At 64.6% G+C, this 19,544-nt stretch carries 23 protein-coding genes; 7 read left to right on the top strand and 16 right to left on the bottom strand.

The window, feature by feature from the left end; all coding sequences use genetic code 11:
- Window positions 1-17 precede the first annotated feature (17 nt).
- The 12 genes from queG to SIL87_RS10255 all read right to left on the bottom strand — a co-directional run bounded on the left by queG (window position 18) and on the right by SIL87_RS10255 (window position 9,614).
- Complete coding sequence (gene queG / locus SIL87_RS10200) at window positions 18-1,100, bottom strand: tRNA epoxyqueuosine(34) reductase QueG (protein WP_405055265.1); 1,083 nt, start codon at window positions 1,098-1,100, stop codon at window positions 18-20.
- Window positions 1,045-1,509: a preQ(1) synthase gene (gene queF, locus SIL87_RS10205; RefSeq protein ID WP_319614071.1), complete on the bottom strand. Its 465-nt coding sequence runs from the start codon at window positions 1,507-1,509 to the stop codon at window positions 1,045-1,047. The genes queG and queF overlap by 56 nt, the downstream gene beginning before the upstream one ends.
- Complete coding sequence (gene tgt, locus SIL87_RS10210; RefSeq protein ID WP_319614072.1) at window positions 1,499-2,620, bottom strand: tRNA guanosine(34) transglycosylase Tgt; 1,122 nt, start codon at window positions 2,618-2,620, stop codon at window positions 1,499-1,501. Before tgt ends, queF begins: the two co-directional genes overlap by 11 nt.
- Window positions 2,617-3,654, bottom strand: coding sequence for a tRNA preQ1(34) S-adenosylmethionine ribosyltransferase-isomerase QueA (gene queA, locus SIL87_RS10215; RefSeq protein WP_319614073.1), 1,038 nt, complete (start codon window positions 3,652-3,654; stop codon window positions 2,617-2,619). The genes tgt and queA overlap by 4 nt, the downstream gene beginning before the upstream one ends.
- Complete coding sequence (locus SIL87_RS10220) at window positions 3,651-4,046, bottom strand: VOC family protein (protein WP_319614074.1); 396 nt, start codon at window positions 4,044-4,046, stop codon at window positions 3,651-3,653. The genes queA and SIL87_RS10220 overlap by 4 nt, the downstream gene beginning before the upstream one ends.
- An 88-nt stretch (window positions 4,047-4,134) precedes the next feature.
- The gene (locus SIL87_RS10225; protein ID WP_319614075.1) at window positions 4,135-5,781 is read right to left on the bottom strand and encodes a fumarate hydratase; all 1,647 of its coding nucleotides are present in this window, start codon (window positions 5,779-5,781) and stop codon (window positions 4,135-4,137) included.
- A 28-nt stretch (window positions 5,782-5,809) separates the two neighbouring features.
- Window positions 5,810-6,319, bottom strand: a complete 510-nt coding sequence (locus tag SIL87_RS10230) for an SspB family protein (protein WP_319614076.1) — start codon at window positions 6,317-6,319, stop codon at window positions 5,810-5,812.
- 101 nt (window positions 6,320-6,420) lie between these two features.
- The gene (locus SIL87_RS10235) at window positions 6,421-7,248 is read right to left on the bottom strand and encodes a GNAT family N-acetyltransferase (RefSeq protein WP_319614077.1); all 828 of its coding nucleotides are present in this window, start codon (window positions 7,246-7,248) and stop codon (window positions 6,421-6,423) included.
- Window positions 7,245-7,718, bottom strand: coding sequence for a Fur family transcriptional regulator (locus SIL87_RS10240; RefSeq protein WP_319614078.1), 474 nt, complete (start codon window positions 7,716-7,718; stop codon window positions 7,245-7,247). Before SIL87_RS10240 ends, SIL87_RS10235 begins: the two co-directional genes overlap by 4 nt.
- 114 nt (window positions 7,719-7,832) lie before the next feature.
- Complete coding sequence (locus tag SIL87_RS10245) at window positions 7,833-8,102, bottom strand: hypothetical protein (protein ID WP_319614079.1); 270 nt, start codon at window positions 8,100-8,102, stop codon at window positions 7,833-7,835.
- 42 nt (window positions 8,103-8,144) lie between these two features.
- The gene (locus SIL87_RS10250) at window positions 8,145-8,579 is read right to left on the bottom strand and encodes a group I truncated hemoglobin (RefSeq protein ID WP_319614080.1); all 435 of its coding nucleotides are present in this window, start codon (window positions 8,577-8,579) and stop codon (window positions 8,145-8,147) included.
- Window positions 8,580-8,603: 24 nt separating this feature from the next.
- Window positions 8,604-9,614 carry a DUF3034 family protein gene (locus SIL87_RS10255; protein ID WP_319614081.1) on the bottom strand — a complete coding sequence of 337 codons (1,011 nt, stop codon included), beginning with the start codon at window positions 9,612-9,614 and terminating at the stop codon, window positions 8,604-8,606.
- Window positions 9,615-10,073: 459 nt separating this feature from the next.
- Here SIL87_RS10255 and SIL87_RS10260 point away from each other — a divergent pair, with 459 nt between their 5' ends.
- Together SIL87_RS10260 and SIL87_RS10265 are read left to right on the top strand one after the other, a co-directional pair.
- Window positions 10,074-10,616 (top strand): sigma-70 family RNA polymerase sigma factor, encoded by a 543-nt coding sequence (locus SIL87_RS10260; protein WP_319614083.1) that lies wholly within the window; start codon window positions 10,074-10,076, stop codon window positions 10,614-10,616.
- A complete protein-coding gene (locus SIL87_RS10265; RefSeq protein WP_319614084.1) occupies window positions 10,613-11,338 on the top strand; it encodes an anti-sigma factor in 726 nt (241 codons plus the stop codon). The genes SIL87_RS10260 and SIL87_RS10265 overlap by 4 nt, the downstream gene beginning before the upstream one ends.
- Window positions 11,339-11,381: 43 nt before the next feature.
- Here the strand turns inward: SIL87_RS10265 and SIL87_RS10270 are convergent, their stop codons facing one another.
- Window positions 11,382-11,975, bottom strand: a complete 594-nt coding sequence (locus SIL87_RS10270; protein WP_319614085.1) for a cytochrome P460 family protein — start codon at window positions 11,973-11,975, stop codon at window positions 11,382-11,384.
- Between the two features lie 2 nt (window positions 11,976-11,977).
- Here SIL87_RS10270 and SIL87_RS10275 point away from each other — a divergent pair, with 2 nt between their 5' ends.
- Both SIL87_RS10275 and araD read left to right on the top strand, forming a co-directional pair.
- Window positions 11,978-12,157: a hypothetical protein gene (locus SIL87_RS10275; RefSeq protein ID WP_319614086.1), complete on the top strand. Its 180-nt coding sequence runs from the start codon at window positions 11,978-11,980 to the stop codon at window positions 12,155-12,157.
- 29 nt (window positions 12,158-12,186) lie between these two features.
- Window positions 12,187-13,911, top strand: coding sequence for an L-arabinonate dehydratase (araD, locus tag SIL87_RS10280; protein ID WP_319614088.1), 1,725 nt, complete (start codon window positions 12,187-12,189; stop codon window positions 13,909-13,911).
- Window positions 13,912-13,932: 21 nt separating this feature from the next.
- On the opposite strand, the gene SIL87_RS10285 is transcribed toward araD, so the two are convergent.
- Window positions 13,933-14,367 (bottom strand): hypothetical protein, encoded by a 435-nt coding sequence (locus SIL87_RS10285; RefSeq protein WP_319614089.1) that lies wholly within the window; start codon window positions 14,365-14,367, stop codon window positions 13,933-13,935.
- Between the two features lie 260 nt (window positions 14,368-14,627).
- Between SIL87_RS10285 and SIL87_RS10290 the strand changes: the two genes are divergently transcribed.
- The 3 genes from SIL87_RS10290 to zwf all read left to right on the top strand — a co-directional run bounded on the left by SIL87_RS10290 (window position 14,628) and on the right by zwf (window position 17,812).
- Window positions 14,628-15,458 (top strand): glycosyltransferase family 2 protein, encoded by an 831-nt coding sequence (locus SIL87_RS10290; protein ID WP_319614090.1) that lies wholly within the window; start codon window positions 14,628-14,630, stop codon window positions 15,456-15,458.
- Window positions 15,455-16,105 carry a TVP38/TMEM64 family protein gene (locus SIL87_RS10295; RefSeq protein WP_319614091.1) on the top strand — a complete coding sequence of 217 codons (651 nt, stop codon included), beginning with the start codon at window positions 15,455-15,457 and terminating at the stop codon, window positions 16,103-16,105. Before SIL87_RS10290 ends, SIL87_RS10295 begins: the two co-directional genes overlap by 4 nt.
- Before the next feature lie 243 nt (window positions 16,106-16,348).
- Window positions 16,349-17,812 carry a glucose-6-phosphate dehydrogenase gene (gene zwf / locus SIL87_RS10300; protein WP_319614092.1) on the top strand — a complete coding sequence of 488 codons (1,464 nt, stop codon included), beginning with the start codon at window positions 16,349-16,351 and terminating at the stop codon, window positions 17,810-17,812.
- Window positions 17,813-17,817: 5 nt separating this feature from the next.
- On the opposite strand, the gene SIL87_RS10305 is transcribed toward zwf, so the two are convergent.
- On the bottom strand, window positions 17,818-19,329 hold the full coding sequence (locus SIL87_RS10305) for a glycosyltransferase family 39 protein (protein WP_319614093.1): 1,512 nt from the start codon (window positions 19,327-19,329) through the stop codon (window positions 17,818-17,820).
- Window positions 19,326-19,514 (bottom strand): hypothetical protein, encoded by a 189-nt coding sequence (locus tag SIL87_RS10310; RefSeq protein WP_319614094.1) that lies wholly within the window; start codon window positions 19,512-19,514, stop codon window positions 19,326-19,328. The genes SIL87_RS10305 and SIL87_RS10310 overlap by 4 nt, the downstream gene beginning before the upstream one ends.
- Between the last annotated feature and the right edge of the window lie 30 nt (window positions 19,515-19,544).

The raw sequence follows: 19,544 nt of genomic DNA on the forward strand, positions 1-19,544 counted from the left end.
GGCGGGCCAGCTTCAAATTAGAGACGTGACTGGGCCCATCTTGCGGCTTCCGCAACGACCGGGTCGGGGTCGGCGGCGAGGATCGCGGCGCTTTCGCGCAAGGCGGGATCGCCAGAATTGCCGATGGCGATGGCGACGTTGCGGACGAAACGGTTGCGGCCGATCCGTTTGATCGGGCTGCCGGCGAACAGGGTGCGAAATCCGGCATCGGTCAGGCGCGCGAGGCCAGCGAGGGGCGGGGCGACAAGGTCGTCGCGGGCGGCGAGTTTGTGTTCGCGCCCGGCGCTCGCGAATTTGTTCCAGGGGCAGACGGCGAGGCAGTCGTCGCAGCCATAGATGCGGTTGCCGATGGCGGCGCGGAACCGGTCGGGGATCGGGCCGTCGTGCTCGATGGTGAGGTAGGAGATGCAGCGGGTCGCGTCGAGCCGGTAGGGGGCGGGGAAGGCATCGGTCGGGCAGGCCGCCTGACATTTGGTGCAGGAGCCGCAGCGATCGGCGTGGGGAGGATCGGCGGGCAGGTCGAGCGTGGTCATGATTTCGCCGAGCAGCAGCCAGGAGCCGTGGGTGCGGGAGACGAGGTTGGTGTGTTTGCCCTGCCAGCCGAGGCCGGCGGCGGCGGCCAGCGGTTTTTCCATGACCGGCGCGGTATCGACGAAGACCTTGATGCCGGCGGGTGCGCGCGCGGTGATGAACTGGGCGAGGTGTTTGAGTTTGCCTTTGATGATGTCGTGATAATCGCGGTTGCGGGCATAGACCGAGATGTTGCCGCGATCGGGGTGGGCGAGTGTCGCGAGCGGGTCGGTGCCCGGGGCGTAGGACAGGCCGAGGGCGACGACGCTGACCGCTTCGGGCCAGAGGGCGGCGGGGTCGGCGCGTTGGGCGGTGCGTTCGGCGAGCCATGCCATGGTGCCGTGATGGCCGGCGGCGAGGTAGGACTCGAGGTTCGCGCGATGTTGTGGGGTGAGGCGGGCGGCGGTGAAGCCGATCGCATCGAAGCCGAGCGCTACGGCGCGGGTGGTGATGGCGGCCTTGAGGCTTGGCGGCTCAGCCACGGCCGCGATAGGGGGCGACGCCCTGATCGGGCAGGAAGACGCCTTCAGGCGGGCTGCCGGTCTGCCAGAACACATCGATCGGGATGCCGCCGCGCGGATACCAGTAGGCACCGATCCGCAGCCAGCGCGGGGCGAGAAGATCGATCAGGCGTTCGGCGATCATCATGGTGCAGGCTTCGTGGAAGGCGCCGTGGTTGCGGAACGAGGCGAGGAACAGCTTGAGCGATTTGCTTTCGACGATCCAGGCATCGGGGATGTAATCGAGCACGATATGGGCGAAATCGGGCTGACCGGTCATCGGGCAGAGCGAGGTGAATTCGGGGCACGTGAAGCGAATGACGTAGGCGCGGCCTTGGGCGGGGGCGGCAACGCGTTCGAGCTCGGCCTCTTCGGGGGTTTCCGGCGCTTTGGTGTAGTGGCCGAGCTGGTGGAGGCCGGCGTAACGGTCATCGGTCATCGGTCTGGGTCCATCCTTCGCGGGCGGTGGCGGCATAGGCCGCGAAACCGCCGGTCTCGATTGCGTCGCGCGCGCCGCGCATCAGGGTTTGATAATAGGTGAGGTTATGCCCGGTCAGGAGCATCGGGCCGAGCATTTCCTCGCAGCGGAACAAATGGTGCAGATAGGCGCGGGAGTGGCGGGTGCAGAGAGTGCAGGCGCAGCCGGGATCGAGCGGGGCGGGATCATCGGCGAAGCGGGCGTTGCGCAGGTTGAACACGCCGCGCGAGGTGTAGGCGCGGCCGGTGCGGCCCGCGCGGGTCGGCATCACGCAATCGAACATATCGACGCCGCGGGCGATCGATCCGAGCAGATCGTCCGGCGTGCCGACGCCCATGAGGTAGCGCGGGTGGGTGGCGGGCAGGAGGTGGGTGGTGGCATCGAGGGTTTCGAACATCGCCGCCTGACCTTCGCCGACCGCCAGGCCACCGATGGCGTAGCCTTCGAAGCCGATCGCGGTGAGGGCGGCGGCGGATTCGGCACGGAGGTCGGGGTAGATGCCGCCCTGGACGATGCCGAACTGGCCGTAGCCGGGGCGGGGGGTGAAGGCATCGCGCGAGCGGGCGGCCCACCGCATCGACAGGCGCATCGAGGCGGCGGCTTCATCCGGCGTGGCGGGGAATTTGGTGCATTCGTCGAACGCCATGGTGATGGTGGCGTCGAGGTCGTGCTGGATGGCGGTGGAGGATTCCGGGGTCAGGTGGTGGGCCGAACCGTCGAGATGCGAGCGGAAGGTGACGCCGATTTCGTCGAGCTTGCGGAGTTTGGCGAGGGACATGACCTGGAATCCGCCGGAATCGGTGAGGATGATCCCGGGCCAGTCCATCATGCGGTGCAGGCCGCCGAGGGCGGCGACGCGGGACGAGCCCGGGCGGAGCATGAGGTGATAGGTGTTGCCGAGCACGATTTCGGTGCCGGTGGCGCGCACCTGATCGGCGGTCATGGCTTTGACCGTGCCGGCGGTGCCGACCGCCATGAAAGCGGGGGTTTGCGCGGTGCCGTGGGCGGTAGTGAGGGTGCCACGCCGTGCGGCGCCGTCACGCGCAGTGAGGGTGAAGCCGAACGCGCTCATGCCGGTTCCAGCAGGCAGGCATCGCCGTAGGAGTAGAAGCGGTAGCCTGCCGCGATGGCATGGGCGTAGGCGGCGCGGATCGGCGCGATCCCGGCGAAGGCCGAGACCAGCATCAGCAGGGTGGAGCGGGGCAGATGGAAATTGGTCAGGAGCCGGTCGACCGCGCGGAACCGGTAGCCGGGCAGGATGAACAGATCGGTCTCGCCCGACCAGGGCGAGAGGTGGCCGGTTTCGTCGCACGCCGATTCGAGGACGCGCAGGCTGGTGGTGCCGACCGCGACGATCCGGCCACCGGACGCGCGGGCGCGGTTGATCGCGGCGGCGGCGGCGGGCGAGATTTCGCCGCGTTCGGCGTGCATCCGGTGCTCGCTCAGGGTTTCGGTGCGGACCGGCAGGAAGGTGCCGGCGCCGACATGCAGGGTGATGCGGACGAGGTCGATCCCGCGTGCGGCGAGGGCGTCGAGCAGGGCAGGGGTGAAGTGCAGCCCGGCGGTGGGGGCGGCGACCGCGCCTTCGCGGGCGGCGAACATGGTCTGGTAATCCGCCGCGTCGGTTTCGGTCACGCCGGTATCGCGCGGGATGTAGGGTGGCAAGGCCAGGGCTCCGGCAGCGTCGAGCGCGGTGCGGAACGCCTCGCCGGTACGGTCGAACAACAGGTGGGCGGAGCCGTCCTCGTTGCGGGCGGTGACGATGGCGGTGAAGTCCGTGATGCCGTCGATGACGATGGTTTCGCCGACCCGCGCGCGGCGGGCGTTGCGCAGGAGGACGCGCCAGGTGCCGTCCGGCATCGGCCGGTCGAGGGTGATGCCGATGGCGGCATCGCCGCGCCGCCCGGTGAGTTGCGCCGGGATGACGCTGGTATCGTTGACCACGAGGCAGTCGCCCGGCTGCAACAGGGTGGGCAGATCGCGCACGATCAGGTCAGTTACCCCATCGGGGCGGACGTGGAGCAGGCGTGCGGAATCGCGCGGCCGGGCAGGGGAGGCCGCGATGCGTTCGGGCGGAAGCCGGTAGTCGAAATCCGACAGGTTCATTCGTCGAGATAGCTGGAAATCTCGATGAGGTTGCCATCGGGGTCGCGGCAGTAGACCGAGCGCATTGCGCCGAGCGCGCCGATTTTCTGGGCCGGGCCTTCGACGACCGCGACCTTCTGTTCACCGAGATGGGCAACGACATCTTCCATGCCGAGGGCGGTGATGAAGCAGATGTCGAGCGCGCTGGCCTGGGCCTTGGCGGCTTGCGGGCCGGAATCGGAACCAGCCTGGTGGAGATTGAGTTTCTGCGCGCCGAACCGCAGCGCGATGCGCTTGTCCGCGCCGAATTCCTCGCGTTCCATGCCGAGCACGCGCTCGTACCAGTCGGCGGTGACGCCGAGGTCGCTGCAGGTGAGGACGACGTGATCGATCCGGTCGATGGTGAATTTCATGTCAGTTCCGCAAAGAAGTCGTTGCCGCGCGGCAGTGCCGAAGGCGCTGCGCGCCAAGCTGAGGGAAGGTGCGCCTCGATGGCCATCGTCATACCAGTTCCGCGAAAAAGTCGTTGCCCTTATCGTCGATGACGATGAAGGCCGGGAAGTCCTCCACCTCGATTTTCCAGATCGCTTCCATGCCGAGTTCGGGATATTCGAGCATCTCGACGTGGCGGATATTGTCGCGGGCGAGCACGGCGGCGGGGCCACCGATCGAGCCGAGGTAGAAGCCGCCATAGGTCTTGCAGGCATCGCGCACCGCGCGGGAGCGGTTGCCTTTGGCGAGCATGACGAGGGAGCCGCCGGCAGCCTGGAATTCGGCGACGTAGGTGTCCATCCGGCCCGCCGTGGTCGGGCCGAAGCTGCCGGTTGCCATGCCTTCGGGGGTTTTGGCCGGGCCGGCGTAATAGACCGGGTGATTCTTGAAGTAGTCGGGCAGGCCTTCGCCGCGATCGAGCCGCTCCTTGAGTTTGGCGTGGGCGATGTCGCGCGCAACCACGATGGTGCCGGTCAGGGCGACGCGGGTCTTGATCGGGTGTCTGGACAGTTCAGCGAGAATATCCGGCATCGGGCGGGACAGGTCGATCCGCACGACATCGCCGCCGAGGTGAGAATCGGTGACTTCGGGCAGGTATTTGGCGGGTTCGGTTTCGAGCTGTTCGAGGAAGACGCCATCCTTCGTGATTTTTGCGCGGATCTGACGATCGGCCGAGCAGGAGACGCCGATGCCGACCGGCAGGGACGCGCCGTGGCGGGGCAGGCGGATCACCCGGACATCGTGACAGAAATACTTGCCGCCGAATTGCGCGCCGATGCCGATGCGGCGGGTGAGGTCGAGGATCTCCTGTTCGAGGGCGAGATCGCGGAAGGCATGGCCGGTGGCATCGCCGGTGGTGGGCAGCGCATCGAGATATTTCGTCGAGGCGAGTTTGACGGTCTTCATGGTCGCCTCAGCCGACGTGCCGCCGATCACGATGGCCAGATGATAGGGCGGGCAGGCTGATGTTCCGAGTGTTTTTATTTTAGCTTCAACGAACTCCAGAAGTTTTTTCGGATTTAGGATCGCCCGGGTTTCCTGATACAGGAAGCTCTTGTTGGCCGAGCCGCCGCCTTTGGCGACGAACATCAGGTCGAACGCCTCGGCATGGGCTTCGTCGGGGGCGGCGAGGATGTCGCACTGGATCGGCAGGTTGGTACCGGTGTTGACCTCGTCGTACATGGTGAGCGGCGCCATCTGGGAATAACGCAGGCTGGTTTCGGTGAAGGTGCGGTAGACGCCGTGGGAGAAGGCCGCTTCCTCGTCGCCATCCACCCAGATGCGCTGGCCTTTTTTGCCGAACACGATGGCGGTGCCGGTGTCCTGGCACATCGGCAGGATGCCACCGGCGGCGATATTCGCGTTCTTGAGGAATTCCATCGCGACGTAACGGTCGTTCTGCGAGGCTTCGGGATCGTCGAGAATGGCGCGAAGCTGGCGCAGATGGGCCGGACGCAGCAAATGCGAAACCTCGTGGAACGCGGCGAAGGTGAGGGCGGAGAGCGTTTCCGGGGTGATCCGCACGATGGTTTTGCCGGCAGCCTCGATCGTGGTGATGCCGCCGAGGTCGAGCCGGCGCCAGACGATATCGTCATGGCCGAGTGGAAACATCGTCGTGAAGCTGAATTCGGCGGTTTTTTTGACTATCGCATTCATGTGCGGTCTCCGATCGATCCTTCGCGGGTCATTCCTTGTTGGGCGGGCGGCGGCGGAACGCATCGAGGCTGACCACCTCGGCGGGACCGGCATCGACCGGCGGGGGCGCTGGCTCCGGCGCGGCCTCGGGTTCCGGTTCTGCGATCGGTTCATCGGTTGCGAGATTGAATTGCAGGCCGAACCGGACCTCGGGGTCGGCGAAACCGGTGAGGGCGGCAAGCGGGATGTCGAGCGTGGCGGGGACGCCGCCGAAGGAGAGTTTTACCGAGAATCGCTGGGCCGCCATATCGACACGGAGGTCGCGATACTGGTGTTGCAGGACGATCGTCAAGTCCTCGGGGTATTGGGCGCGGAGCCGGTCCGGCATGGTCACGCCGGGATGGCGGGTGTCGAAGGTGACATAGAAATGGTGGCCGCCGGGCAGGCCTTCGCGTTCGGCGTGCTGCAGGGCGCGCAGGGCGACGAGGCGCAGGGCCTCTTCGGTCCAGACGTCGTAGGGCAACAGGCTTTCGGGGATCGGGGTATCGTCTTCGGCCATCGGTTCATCTGCTCTGCAATGGATCGGTCGGGGCACGCATAGCGCGCACCGCGCGGAAGGCCAACCTCGTTCGGCGCGGGACAGGGCGGAACGGGCCGGGGTCAGGCGCGCTGGCGGTCGTAATGACGGTAATATTTCTCGGTGACCAGATCGGTCTGGACCACGACGGCGATATCGGTGGTGTTGAACTGCCAGTCGATCACCGCGCCGTCGCCGACGAATCCGCCGAGGCGGAGGTAACCCTTGATCAGGGGCGGCAGGCCGACGAGGACCTGTTTGGGATCGATCAGGGCGGGATCGAGGCGGCACATATCGACATAGCGGGCGGCGACCGCGCGGGGTCTGATCGCTTCCGGGGCGAGGTGGTGGGATTGCAGGTAGGTCAGGTCGGGGGCCAGCAGGTCGGGATCGGTGCCGTGGAGGCTGGCGCAGCCGAACATCAGCTCGATATCGTGCTGGAACACGTAGGCCGCGATGCCGCGCCACATCAATTGCATCACCGCGCGCGAGCGATAGGCCTGATCGACGCAGGAGCGGCCGAGTTCGAGCAGGCGGCCGGGGAAGCGCTCGAGGGCTGAAAGGTCGTATTCATCGGCGGAATAGAACCGCCCGATTCGCGCCGCCGCTTCCTGGCGGATCAGGCGATAGGTGCCGACGACGCCGCGCGCATCGTCGGCGATGTCGTGGTCGATGACCAGGAGGTGATCGGCATCGGCATCGAAGCGGTCCTGATCGCGGCGGCGGGCGAGGGTATCGGCATCGGGTTTCGCGCCGAGTTCCTCGTAGAAGACCTGAAAGCGCAGGGCCTGGGCGGCGTCGAGTTCATCGGGCGTCGCCGCGAGTCGGACGCCGAGATTGCCGGCGCGGACCTCCTCGAACCCATCCTCGCCGCAGAGGGTGGTCGGCAGGGTTGCGGTGCGCATGGTCATCGCGGCTCTCCTGCCGGTTCAACGGTCTGCCTGGCATCGTCTGACCGGTCGGGCGGGCTCTCGGAGCGGAGTTTGCGACCGAACAACTCGATTTTCAGTGAGATGAGATCGAAGCCGTGGCGGGCGGCGACGCGGCGCATCAGCGTTTCGGTTTCGGGTTCGTCGAATTCGATGACTTTGCCGCTCTCCTGGTCGATGAGATGGAAATGATCGTGCTCGCCGGACATTTCGTAACGCGCCCGGCGGCTGCCGAGGCTGCGCCGTTCGAGGATGCCGTGCTGCTCGAACAGGCGGACGGTGCGATAGACCGTGGCAAGGGAAATCCTCGGGTCGAGCGTGTGGGCGAGGCGGTGGAGTTCATCGACGTCCGGATGACCATCGACCTCGGACAGGATGCGGGCGATGGCGCGGCGCGGGCCGGTCATTTTGAGCCCGTTTTCCACGCATAATCGCTCGATCCGGCTCTCCATCAGGCGCGTTGTGAACTATATGAGCGATCCGGTCCACCCCAAATGAACGCGGGATGAACCGGTGGTATCACTGATACGAGAGGTAAGGTCAGGCGGGGGTGTGAAGGGGTCGCGTCAGCCTTTGGGCGCGTAATAATTGCAGAACCCGTGCGGGGAGACCACGCCCTGAACCTGCATGCATTTTGATCCCGTGGGGATGTAGTTCGCACAGGTGGAACACTGGGCTCCGCCGGTGCCGGGATGATCGACATAACCGGCCTGGGCCTTGGTCGCCTTGCTCGACGCTCGGGCGGTGCCGGCAAAGGCGACCGCCGCCACGGTCCCTGCCAGTCCGGCGGAAGCGGCTTTCAGGTAGGTGCGGCGATTAATCCGAAATTCGGTCATGTCGATCTCCTTGGCTATCTAAGGTTCGGGAAATGCCGAACCTTATCGGGTGACGATCTGCGGTTCCATTGCGGCCAGCTTGGCCAGCAGGTTGTTCTGCGCCGCAGTCGGGATCTGCTCATGGTCCATCGCGCGGATCATGTCCTCGGCGAGGGCGTTGAACGCGTTCTGGGTCACGCCCATGTGCTCGTGGATGGTCCGCATGTTCATATCGAACGCGCACGGGCCACCCTCGGCGTTGCAGACCTGGGCCACCAACGCCGCCTTGAGGGCGGGGATGTTGGTGTGGGCGAAGTAGAAGTTGATCCGCTTGTCAGCCGCGACGTTCGCGACGAACTGGTTGATCAGGGCGGTGATGCCGGCCTTGCCACCGAACTCCTGATAGTAGTTTGTCGCCGCCTGGGCCGGTACGGCGGTGGCCAGACCGAGCGCCAGTGTCATCGCGCCGGACATGAGAGCGAAGCGTAACTTGTTCATTGAGACGATTCCTTCGTTATTGGATCAGAAATAGGCCGTCAGAGACAGGTAAAGACCATTCGAGTTCTTCACATCGATGACCTGACCGCCGGAGACTGCATTCCCGATCGTGCCGAGATCGACATACGCCGCAGTGATCGAGAGGTTCTTGTTCGGGAAGTAGGCGAGGAACAGATCTTTCCACGCACCGCCCTGGTTGAGGTTCAGACCGGCGCCGACGCCGACCGGGAAGCTCGGCTCGTCACGATATTCGCCGCCGATCGCCACTTTGCGGTTGAGGAAATAGGCCGCGGTGACGAAAGGTTCGACATGGTAGCCGGATTTGTACTGGCCGACCGCATTGGTGCCGCCGAAGCCGAGGAGGCCTTCGTCGTTGGCGTTGGTCACGTTCAGGCCGGCGCTGAGAACGGTGTAGTGGCCGAACAAGCCATCGAGCCACAGCTTCGTCGCCACGATATAGAAGGACGTGCCGTCCGGATGGGCGCCGAGCACGTCGACGATGTTGCGGTTGGTGCCGGGGAACGCGGCACTGACGTTCTCATGATACTGGAGGCCGACCGAAACGACCGGCTCGAGCGATTCCTGATCATAGACCGGATTGCCGAACAGGCGCGCCTTCACGCTGATGACGTTCTGTTCGAGGTTGAAATCGGAACCGAGGCCGAGCGATGCGCCGGGATTGCCGAGATCGAAATTGTCGCGCGCCACCGAAACTTCGACGCGATTGTAGAAGCCGATCAGTGCGCCACCGGCATTCAGGGAGTAGCTGCCGGCAATATCATGCGAGTAGAAAGCGGTGCCGCCGATCTGATCATCGGTTTCGTAGCCGCCGATAAACGCGAGAGGATTGAGGCCGCCGCCGGCTGCGCCGGTGATGGAGGTCACGCCGCCGGTGGCGTTGATGCCGCCTTGGGAGAACATGGTGCTGTGGGCCTGGGCTGCCGGCGATGCGACGAGCGCAGCCGTCGCCATCATTGCGAAGCCGCCGATGATCGATGTGAACTTGAGACGTTTTTTGAGTGGGAACATTCCCATTTTAACCTCCTAATGCCGAATTATTGGTGCCGACGCACATAATTTAGAGGCGCACACTTAGGCAAGTAAAGTTCCGGATTAAGCTAAGTCACATATTAAGCCGCGGTGTGTGATTTTGGTGACAATCAAGATCTCGTGTACAGCAGATCAGCGGGAAAATTTCGCAGTGCAACATGAGCCGGCCCCAATCTTCATGAACGGGTGACGGGATTAGATTGCGACTCAAGTCCACCTACGATCCAGCCATCCAGTCGGATGCATCCGGTTGTGGATTTTTTTTCTCCTGTCCCCATAATAATTGCATACATCCCGCGCGAGGATGCTGCCGTTTCCGTAAGCGTAAGCGCCCGATGATTTCGCCGATCGTCAATAAACGACGGGCTCGTCCGCCGGTGCATCCGGATTGCTTGTCACGGCGTAGTGACCTACAAGATGTTTGATGGCACAGGATTTATCGGCTTGAGTGGCAATGCGACCGGTTCGGTTGCGGATGATGGTCTCGGCCAGCTTCTGCGGCGATGCGCCGAGCGCGATCCTCAGGCTCTCAAGGCGATATATGATGCGATGGCGCCGACGATGCTCGGTGTCGCTTTGCGTCTTCTGCGTAACCGGCCCCATGCCGAGGAGACCTTGCAGGATGCGTTCCTGCAGATCTGGCGCAATGCCGACCGGTACGATCAGAGCCGGGGATCGCCCAAGGCCTGGATGATCGGGATTTTGCGCTACCGGGCGCTCGATCGGCTGGAGACGGAACGGCGCCACACCGGCACGGATGAACTGCCCGATGTGGCGGCGGACATGCCGGTCGGCATCGAGGACAGCCGGGCGCTGGCGACCTGCATTGAGGAATTGCCGGAAACATGGCGCAAATCCGTGATGCTTTCCTATGTCGAAGGATATTCGCACAGTGAGATCGCCGAGCGGACCGATACACCGCTTGGCACCGTCAAAAGCTGGATCGTCCGCGCGCTCGCGGCCCTCAAGAAGTGTATGGAACGATGAGCGAGATCCTGCCGCAACAGCCGGATCGGGCCGGTCTTTACGTGTTCGGGTTGCTGCGCGGGCAGGAACGCCGGGAGTTCGAGGCTGATCTGGCGGTCGATCCGGTGCTCGGGCGCGAAGTTGCGGCCTGGCAGGAGAGGATGCTCCCGCTTTCGCTGGCGATTCCGCCGGTCGTGCCGTCCGAGACGATCTGGCCGGAAATTGCCCGGCTGATCGCGCCGCGTGAGGCTGTAACGACCGGGCCGGTGCGCGCGATGGCGAGCCGTCGTGCCGGCGGATGGGCAGGGTGGTGGGATAATGTGGCGGTGTGGCGCGGCATCGGGGCGGTTGCGGTTGCAGCACTCGTCGCGCTCATCGTCGTTCGGCCGCAGCCGGTTTCACCGCCGGGGATGGTCGCGGTGCTGAGCAGCAAGGCCGGGCCGGTCTTCACCGTCGCTTTGCGCAGCGATGGCGCCATGAGTATCGCGCCGGTCGGCAACGCGAAGCCGCCACCGGGCAAGGTCTGGCAGCTCTGGGCGGTGGCGGGGGGCGAAAAGCCGGTGCCGGTTGGCTTCGTCGAGCCGGGCAGGACGATTTTGCCGCGTAACGATATGCCGCCGGACATGCGCAAGCCGCAGATTTTGATGGCGGTGACAGTCGAGCCGCCGGGCGGTTCGCCGACCGGGCAGCCGGATACACCCATCGTGTTCTCAGGGCCGCTGTTGCCGATCAACGGATCGTGACGTTCGGGGTGTGAGCGCGAAATCCAGCGTTTCGGCGCTGGATTTACTGGTTTTTGTCGAGCAGCTTCAGATAAGCGGGCGACATTTTCTGGCCCGGAAAGAAACTCATCACCACCATCGGCGGCAGGCGCTGCAACGGCGGAAACACGAAATCGCTCGACGCCGCGATGGAGTGGCATTTATCGCATGAGGCGACCTTGCCATAGGCAAGGGCTTTGCCGGTGGGGCTGAACATCGCCATCACCCAGTTGCGATTGGCCTTGTCGTAGCCGGGCAGTTTCAACATGGCGGTGATGGTGCCGAGTTTCTTGCCCTCGTCGAAGTTTTCCTTGATCAACAGGCTGCCGGGCGGGAACTTAGTGACGCTGGCGATGCCGTGGGTGGCCGCCGTGAGGGCAGGGGCGTTGGCCCGGTCGATCGTGTAATAATCGGCCATGCGGGAACCGAACATGTCGAGGTGGCTGCCTTCGAGGAGTTTACCGTGGTCACGCAAGGTCTGGACCTGTCGCCACAGGCTGGCGGGCGTGGGAGCGGAGACGGGGCCGGATTGTGCCGCAGCGGGCGCGATGACCAGCGCGGTCGCCATGATCACGGCAAGGGCCGGGCCGAGCGTCGCTTTCAGTGAACGGATTTTCATGATTGATCGGTGCATGGCTGGCCGATCAGGTCAAGCGGCGAAGGGCCGGACCGGGCCGATATCGCGGCGTATTGAACGGCGACTTCCCTGTTGGCGGAAAATTTTCGCGTGGAAAGGATTTGTTAAGGATCGCCGGTTATTTGTATTCGGCAGGATGGATGGACGGAGCTGACGTGATTTGATATCGCGGGCGGCAGCACAGGAGACGCTCATGAATCGGCGCGACCCTACGACGCTGCGGAGTCATCGTTGGTTCGGCGCTGCGGATCTGCGGAGTTTCGGGCATCGGTCCCGGATCAGGCAACTCGGGTTCGGGCTCGATGAGATTGCCGGCAAGCCGGTGATCGCGATCATCAATACCTGGAACGGTCTGGCACACTGCCACGGGCATTTTCCGGCGCGGGTCGAGGCGATCAAGCGCGGGATTCTGCAGGCGGGCGGGTTTCCGGTCGAAGTGCCGGTGATGGCGCTGCCGGAAAACTTCGTGAAGCCGACCACCATGCTGTATCGCAATTTGCTGGCAATGGAGGTGGAAGAGAATTTGCGCTCCCTGCCGGTGGACGGCGCGGTGCTGATGGGCGGGTGTGACAAGACCACGCCCGCGACGATCATGGGCGCGATCAGCGCCGGACTGCCCGCGATTTTCATGCCGGCCGGGCCGATGCTGCGGGGTAATTGGGGCGGACAGATACTCGGTTCCGGCTCGGATATCTGGAAATACTGGGACGAAAAGCGGGCAGGGCGGATTTCCGAGGCACAGTGGTCGGAGATGGAGGCGGGGATCGCACGGTCGGACGGCGTGTGCATGACGATGGGCACCGCCATGACCATGACCTCGCTGGCGGAGGTGCTGGGATTGACGCTGCCGGGGGCGACATCGATTCCGGCACCGGATTCCGGCCATGCGCGGATGGCGGCAGCGACAGGTCAGCGGGCGGTCGATCTGGTCTGGCAGGATATCAAGCCCGTAGATCTGTTGAGTGCCGCGAGTTTCGACAATGCGATCATCGCCAGCGCGGCGCTTGCCGGTTCGACCAATGCGATCATCCATCTGATCGCGATGGCGCGGCGGGCAGGGATCGCGCTGGGGCTCGACCGGTTCGATGAGCTTTCAGCCGGGATCCCGGTGCTGGCCGATATCCGGCCTTCGGGCGCCTGGCTGATGGAGGATTTTTTCTACGCCGGGGGGTTGCCTGCGTTCCTCACCCGGATCGCGGATCGGCTCGACCTGAACGCCGCAACCGTGAATGGACGCACGCTGGGCGAAAATATCGCGGGCGCGACGGTGTGGAACGCGACCGTTATTCGGCCCTGGGACAATCCGGTGTCATCGGCGGAAGGATTGGCGGTATTGCAGGGAAATCTGGCACCGGATGGCTGCGTGATGAAGCCCTCGGCGGCCGAATCGCGGCTGCTGCGCCATGAAGGACCGGCGCTGGTGTTCGATGATTACGACACGATGGCCGCGGCCGTGGCGGACCCGGAACTCGACGTGACGGCGGATACCGTGCTGGTGCTGCGCAATGCCGGGCCGCTCGGAGGGCCGGGCATGCCGGAATGGGGCATGCTGCCGATTCCGGTGAAGCTGCTGCGGCAGGGGGTGCGGGACATGGTGCGCATTTCAGACGCGCGAATGAGCGGCACGAGCTATGGTGCCTGTATTCTGCATGTCGCGCCGGAATCATTTATCGGCGGGCCGCTGGCGCTGGTGCGGACCGGCGATATCATCCGGCTCGATGTCGCGGCGCGGCGGATCGATGTGCTCATCAGTGACCACGATTTGCAGATGCGCCGGGACGCGTGGAGGCCGCCCGCACCGCGCTATGCGCGTGGGTACGGCGCAATGGCCGCAGCCCATATCGGCCAGGCCGATACGGGCTGCGATTTCGATTTTCTCCAGCGACCGGGCGTGATCGGCGAACCCGAGATCCACTGATCCCCCGCTGCGGAGGCCGACTCAGTTTGCCGGATGGGTGCTGCGCGACTGGTCGCTCATGTGGTGCGACGTGGACGTGGTGGCACCTTCGAGTTGGTTTTGATGGGCGGATTTATGGCCCATCGTATTCGAAATTTTGGTCTTGCGGGCGCTGCGCGACATGGTCTTATGCGGCATCCGGCTCGTGTTCATGTGGCTGGTGTGCATCATATGGGTGGTGCGCATCGGCTTGTGGCCGCTCATCCGGGTCTGACGGCGCGCGGCGGCCCCGGCATCTCTGGTCGTGGAATGCGAGACTGCGGTGTTGTGCGAGGACGTCATGCCCGGCGACGTCATCTGCGCGTGTGCCGGGGCGAAGGCGAATAGGCCGGCGAGCAGCAACGCGCCGCCGAGGATGAGGGCAGGTCGGCTTACCGGATTGGGTTGTGAAGAGATTGAAATCGCTTTGGCGCGCATGGTGCTTCTCCCGAAAATGCCCTCAGCATGTGGGAGGCAGCGGAGCCTGAGCAAAATTACAAAGGCGAAACCGCAGGGTGGAGCGAGCGGCGGTGATCACGGCCCGACACGCAAATGTCGTAGAAGATATATTATGGAAACTCGCATTGGTGGCAAGGCGCGATCACGTTTTCCGCCTTGCGTCGACCGGCCATATATCTGCCCGAATTGGATCACAATTCTGCGATCAGCGGACCCGCGACAGATCAGGAATTTTTCACATGCCCCATGCTCCCGACTACAGCCTTGCGGTCGTCGTGCCGGTTCACAACGAGGCCGCCAACATCTCGCCGTTGATCGCGGAAATCCGCACGGCGATGAGGACGCTCGACGATCGTTTTGCGGGACGGTTCGATTACCGGATCATCTATGTCGACGATGGCAGCACCGATGCGAGCGACAAACTTCTGCGCGATCTGGCGCGGCAGAGTGCCGATCTGCGGGTTGTCACGCACCGGACCGGTTGCGGCCAGAGTGCAGCCATCATCAGCGGCGTCAAGGCGGCCGATACCGATTGGATCGCGACGATCGATGGTGATGGTCAGAACGATCCGGCGGATATTCCGGCACTTTTCGAAGCGGCGTTGCGGCACGATCAACCTGCGGCACCGATCCTGATCGCCGGGCATCGCCAGCGCCGGCAGGACAGTGCGATCAAATTGGTCAGTTCACGGATCGCCAACCGGGTCCGCGCCGGACTGCTCGGCGATGCGACGCCGGATACCGGATGTGGCCTCAAATTATTCCGTCGGGATGCGTTTCTGGCCCTGCCGCATTTCGATCATATGCATCGTTTTCTCCCTGCCTTGTTCATTCGGGCCGGTGGTCGCGTGGTGTCGCATCCGGTCGGCCATCGGCCACGGCAATCCGGCGCATCCCATTACGGGACATGGGGACGGCTGAAAGTCGGCGTGGTCGATCTTGCCGGCGTGATCTGGCTGCAGAACAGGTGGAACCAGCCTGACATCGTCACGACCGACGACACCAGCGGGTTCGAGGCGGCCGAGGCGATCGCCCGATCGGCGCAGCGGCCGCTCGTGCGCACCGAATGATCCGCCTGATCGGCAAGTCCGCGCTGATGCTGGTCGGGCTGACCGGGGCGGTGCTCGCTCTGCATCTGCTGCCGTTCGGGACCATCCTGAAATCCCATGCGCGGGCCGATTGGTCGGATACCGCGATTTTCGTGGCGGTTGGGGCGCTGGCCTGCGGCGTCGGCATGCCGCGTCAGATCGTGGCGTTTGCCGCCGGCTTCGCCTGGGGCGCGGCGTTGGGTGGCGCTTTGGCGTTGCTGGCTCAGGTCATTGGCTGCCTCGTGGATTTCTACTGGGCGCGGCTGGTGGGGCGGGATTTCGTGCAGGCCCGGCTGCGCGGACGGGCATTGCGGCTCGAACGGATGCTGACACGCCAGCCCTTTGTGAATGCGCTGACGCTGCGGCTCATGCCGGTCGGCAATAATCTGCTGCTCAATGTGCTGGCCGGGGTTTCGGCGGTGCCGATGCGCGGGTTCGTGCTGGGTCCGGCGATCGGGTTCATCCCGCAAACGGCAATTTTTGCACTGCTCGGCTCGGGCAGCCGGATTGCACGGTCGACGCAGATCGGCCTCGGGATCGGGCTGTTCGTGGTCTCCACCCTTATCGGCATCGTCCTGCTACGCCGCCAGTCGGCCCCACCCCTGCCCCAAGCCAAACTGGCAGACTAAATTCGGCATACTCCACCCCACCCCAAACGACAAAAAATTTTTTGCTTCTTTTTTATAAAAAAGAAGTGCTTCCCTTACTGTCTTCACTCCCGATACGAACCTCCGGTTCGGCCCGCTTGACCTCCTGATCGAATGAAGGGAGTTTGCTGCAATGCCGCAGCAGAGGGGAATTGCAGCGATGATCGACCGGGTTGACGTGCGGGATCGGAGGACACCCCTGCCCTGTTACCGGGGATCACGCTCGTGAGGCCGGTACCCGCCGGGGTGGGGCCGGGTCAGGCGCAGGTTGTGGTGCTGTTCGGGGCGACCGGCGATCTGTCGCGGCGGAAACTGTTGCCGGGGCTGTTTCAATTGGTGACCGCCGGGTTCATTCCGGGCTGCCGGATCATCGGGGTTTCGCTCGATGACATCGATGCGGACGGGTTTCGCGCGATTGCCCTGGATGCGCTGCGGCAGTTTTCCAGCCGGGCGGTGAATGACGCGGATTGGGCTCATTTTGCCGGGATGCTCGACTATGTGGCGCTCGGGGCGGGGCCGGACGCCTTGCGGGGATCGGTGGCGCGGGCGGAACTCGCGCTCGGGGGGGATTCGCGCCGGGTGCATTATCTGAGCGTGCCGCCGAATGCGGCGCTGCCGGCGGTGCGGCTGCTGGCCGAGGCCGGACTGGTCGAGCGCTCGCGGATCATCATGGAAAAGCCGTTCGGGACTGATCTGGAAAGTGCGGTTTTGTTGAACGCGCGGCTGCATGAGGTGTTCGCGGAAGATCAGATTTTCCGGATCGATCATTTTCTGGGCAAGGAACCGGCGCAGAATATTCTGGCCTTCCGCTTCGGCAACGGGCTGTTCGAGCCGATCTGGAACCGCAATTTCATCGATCATGTCCAGATCGACGTCCCGGAAACGCTCGGTCTCGGGCGGCGCGCCGGGTTTTACGAGCAGACCGGCGCGTACCGGGACATGGTGGTGACGCATCTGTTCCAGATCCTCGCATTCATGGCGATGGAACCGCCGACGGCGTTGGAACCCGCGCCGATCAGCGAGGAAAAGAACAAGGTGTTCCGCAGCATGGTGGCGATCGATCCGCGCAACGTGGTGCGGGGGCAATATACCTCGTACCGCACCGAGGACGGGGTCGATCCGGAATCCGATACCGAGACGTTCATTGCGCTGAAATGCCTGATCGACAACTGGCGCTGGGCGGGGGTGCCGTTTTTTCTGCGGACCGGCAAGCGCCTCGCCGAAGGGCAGCGGATCATTTCGATCGCGTTCCGCGAACCGCCAAAGAGCATGTTTCCGGCAGGGTCGGGCGTGGGCGCTCAGGGGCCGGATCATCTGACTTTCGACCTTGCCGATGCATCGCGCATGTCGCTGTCGTTTTATGGCAAGAGGCCGGGTCCCGGTATGCGGCTCGACAAGCTGAGCCTGCAATTCGCGATGCATGATACCGGGCTGGTGGGTGAAGTGCTCGAAGCCTATGAGCGGCTGATTCTGGATGCGATGCGCGGCGACCACACGCTGTTCACCACGGCCGAGGGGATCGAGCGGCTGTGGGATGTGTCAAAGCCGCTGCTCGAAGCGCCGCCGCCAGTCCGGCTTTACGAGCCGGGCTCGTGGGGGCCGAAATCGATCCATCAGCTGATCGCCCCGCATGCGTGGCGGCTGCCGTTCGAGCGGGTGTGGCGGGGCGGAACGACGGTGACCGGCTGATCCGCCTAATCGCAGGTCGCGGGGTCGGCATCGGCGTTGGAGCAGGCGACGAGGCCGCGTGAGCCGGGATCGATTTGCTCGATGGTGATTTCATCGCCCGCCTCGATCGGCGCGGCGGTGCCGCCAATGGAGGCGACCCTGGCAAAGAAGGCGCGTTTGCCGGGTGGTTTGCCCTGCCCTGCCGGGCCGTAGACGGCGAACACCCGGTGGCTGGCGGCAAGGGCGGCTTGCGCCTTGCGCAGATGCCTCGTGGCCGGCCAGGGCGGATGGTCGGCCGCGGTTCCGGCGGTTTCGTAGGCAAGCATTGCCGGCGCGGCCCCATCGCTGACCAGAAGCATGTCGCCGGGCGCGATCCGCTGCGCGAGGATGGTGGCGGCTTCATCCCAGCGCGGCTTGGTTTCGGCATGGTAGTAGGGCAGCAGATTCACCACCAGCAGGATGCTTGCGGCGGCGGCGAGCGATGTGCGCAGGCGAGGACCGAACGCTTCGATGCCGATGCCGGCGAGCACGAAAAAGGGTGCTGCGCTCCAGAGCAGATAGCGCGGCAGCAGCACCGGGTGGATCAACGAGACCAGCGCCAGCGTGACCGGCAAGGCGAGGAACGCGATGGCCAGGGTGATGAGCGATGCGGCCCGGTCGCGCAAATGCCATGCGCCGAGACCGGCGAGACCGAACATGAGGATCGCAACGGCGCCGAGCGGCGTCGGGAGCAATCGCATCGTGACCATGGTGGCGTCGCGGATGCCGTAAAGGCTCGCGGCATCGGCCCAGCCGGATCGCCATGACAAAGGCGGAATCCAGCCGAAGCTGCGCATGACGTGGTCGTGCTCGGCCCGCAGGATTGCCAGATAGACCGGGATGGCGGCTGCGATGATGCCGATCTGGACCGTGGCCCACCGGAGCAGAAACCGGCTGCGGTCCGGCACGCGGGGCAGGATCGCCACGCCCATCGCGAGGTTGGCCGCGATCAGCCACGGGAGCGCATCGCCCAGGGTCCAGAGCGCCCCCAGCGTGCCGGCGGCATAGGCGAGCCAGCCGGTAAGCGGACGACGCGCGGGGCTGCGCGTCAGCAGGATCAGCCCCCACAGGCCGAGCAGGATGACGGCGGTCATCATCGTGTAGGATCGCGCTTCCTGGGCGAAACCAACCTGAAGCGGGGCGAGGGCCATGAACAGTCCGGCGAGCCAGGCCCCTGCCCTGCCGCCGATCGTCCAGGCGATGGCGAAAACCAGGCCCGCGGTGATCGCGCCAAAGATGGCGGGGACCAGCCGGAGCGCGAACGGTCCTGCACTGCCGCTGAGCGCGATGACGGCGTGTTCGATCAGGAAAAAAACCGGCGTGTGGTGATGCGCGAGCGAGTGGGCGATGACCCCGGCGAGCGGACGGGAGGCGCGGTGGACCGTGAAAACCTCATCGAGCCAGAACGGTTTGAACCCCAGCCCGTGCAGCCGGGCGAGCAGGGCGACCAGAACTATCGCAAGCCCCGACAGCCAGGAAGTGGCCCGGGCGCGGCTCACGCCACGCCATCGCCATTCTGGCCATCATCGGGGCCGATCGCGAGCGAACCCATCCAGTCCTCGTCATCGTCGATCGGGACGGGACCTGACTCGCGCTGCGGTTGCTTCACCGTGCCGGGGCCGGCGCCCTCATAGGTGATGCCCATGGCGGCGAAGGCGATCTCGATCAGGGAACGATGATGCATGGCGGGGATTCCGGTTTGACCCGATGTATC

The sequence above is a fragment of the Acidiphilium acidophilum genome, from assembly GCF_033842475.1.
Lineage (GTDB): Bacteria > Pseudomonadota > Alphaproteobacteria > Acetobacterales > Acetobacteraceae > Acidiphilium > Acidiphilium acidophilum.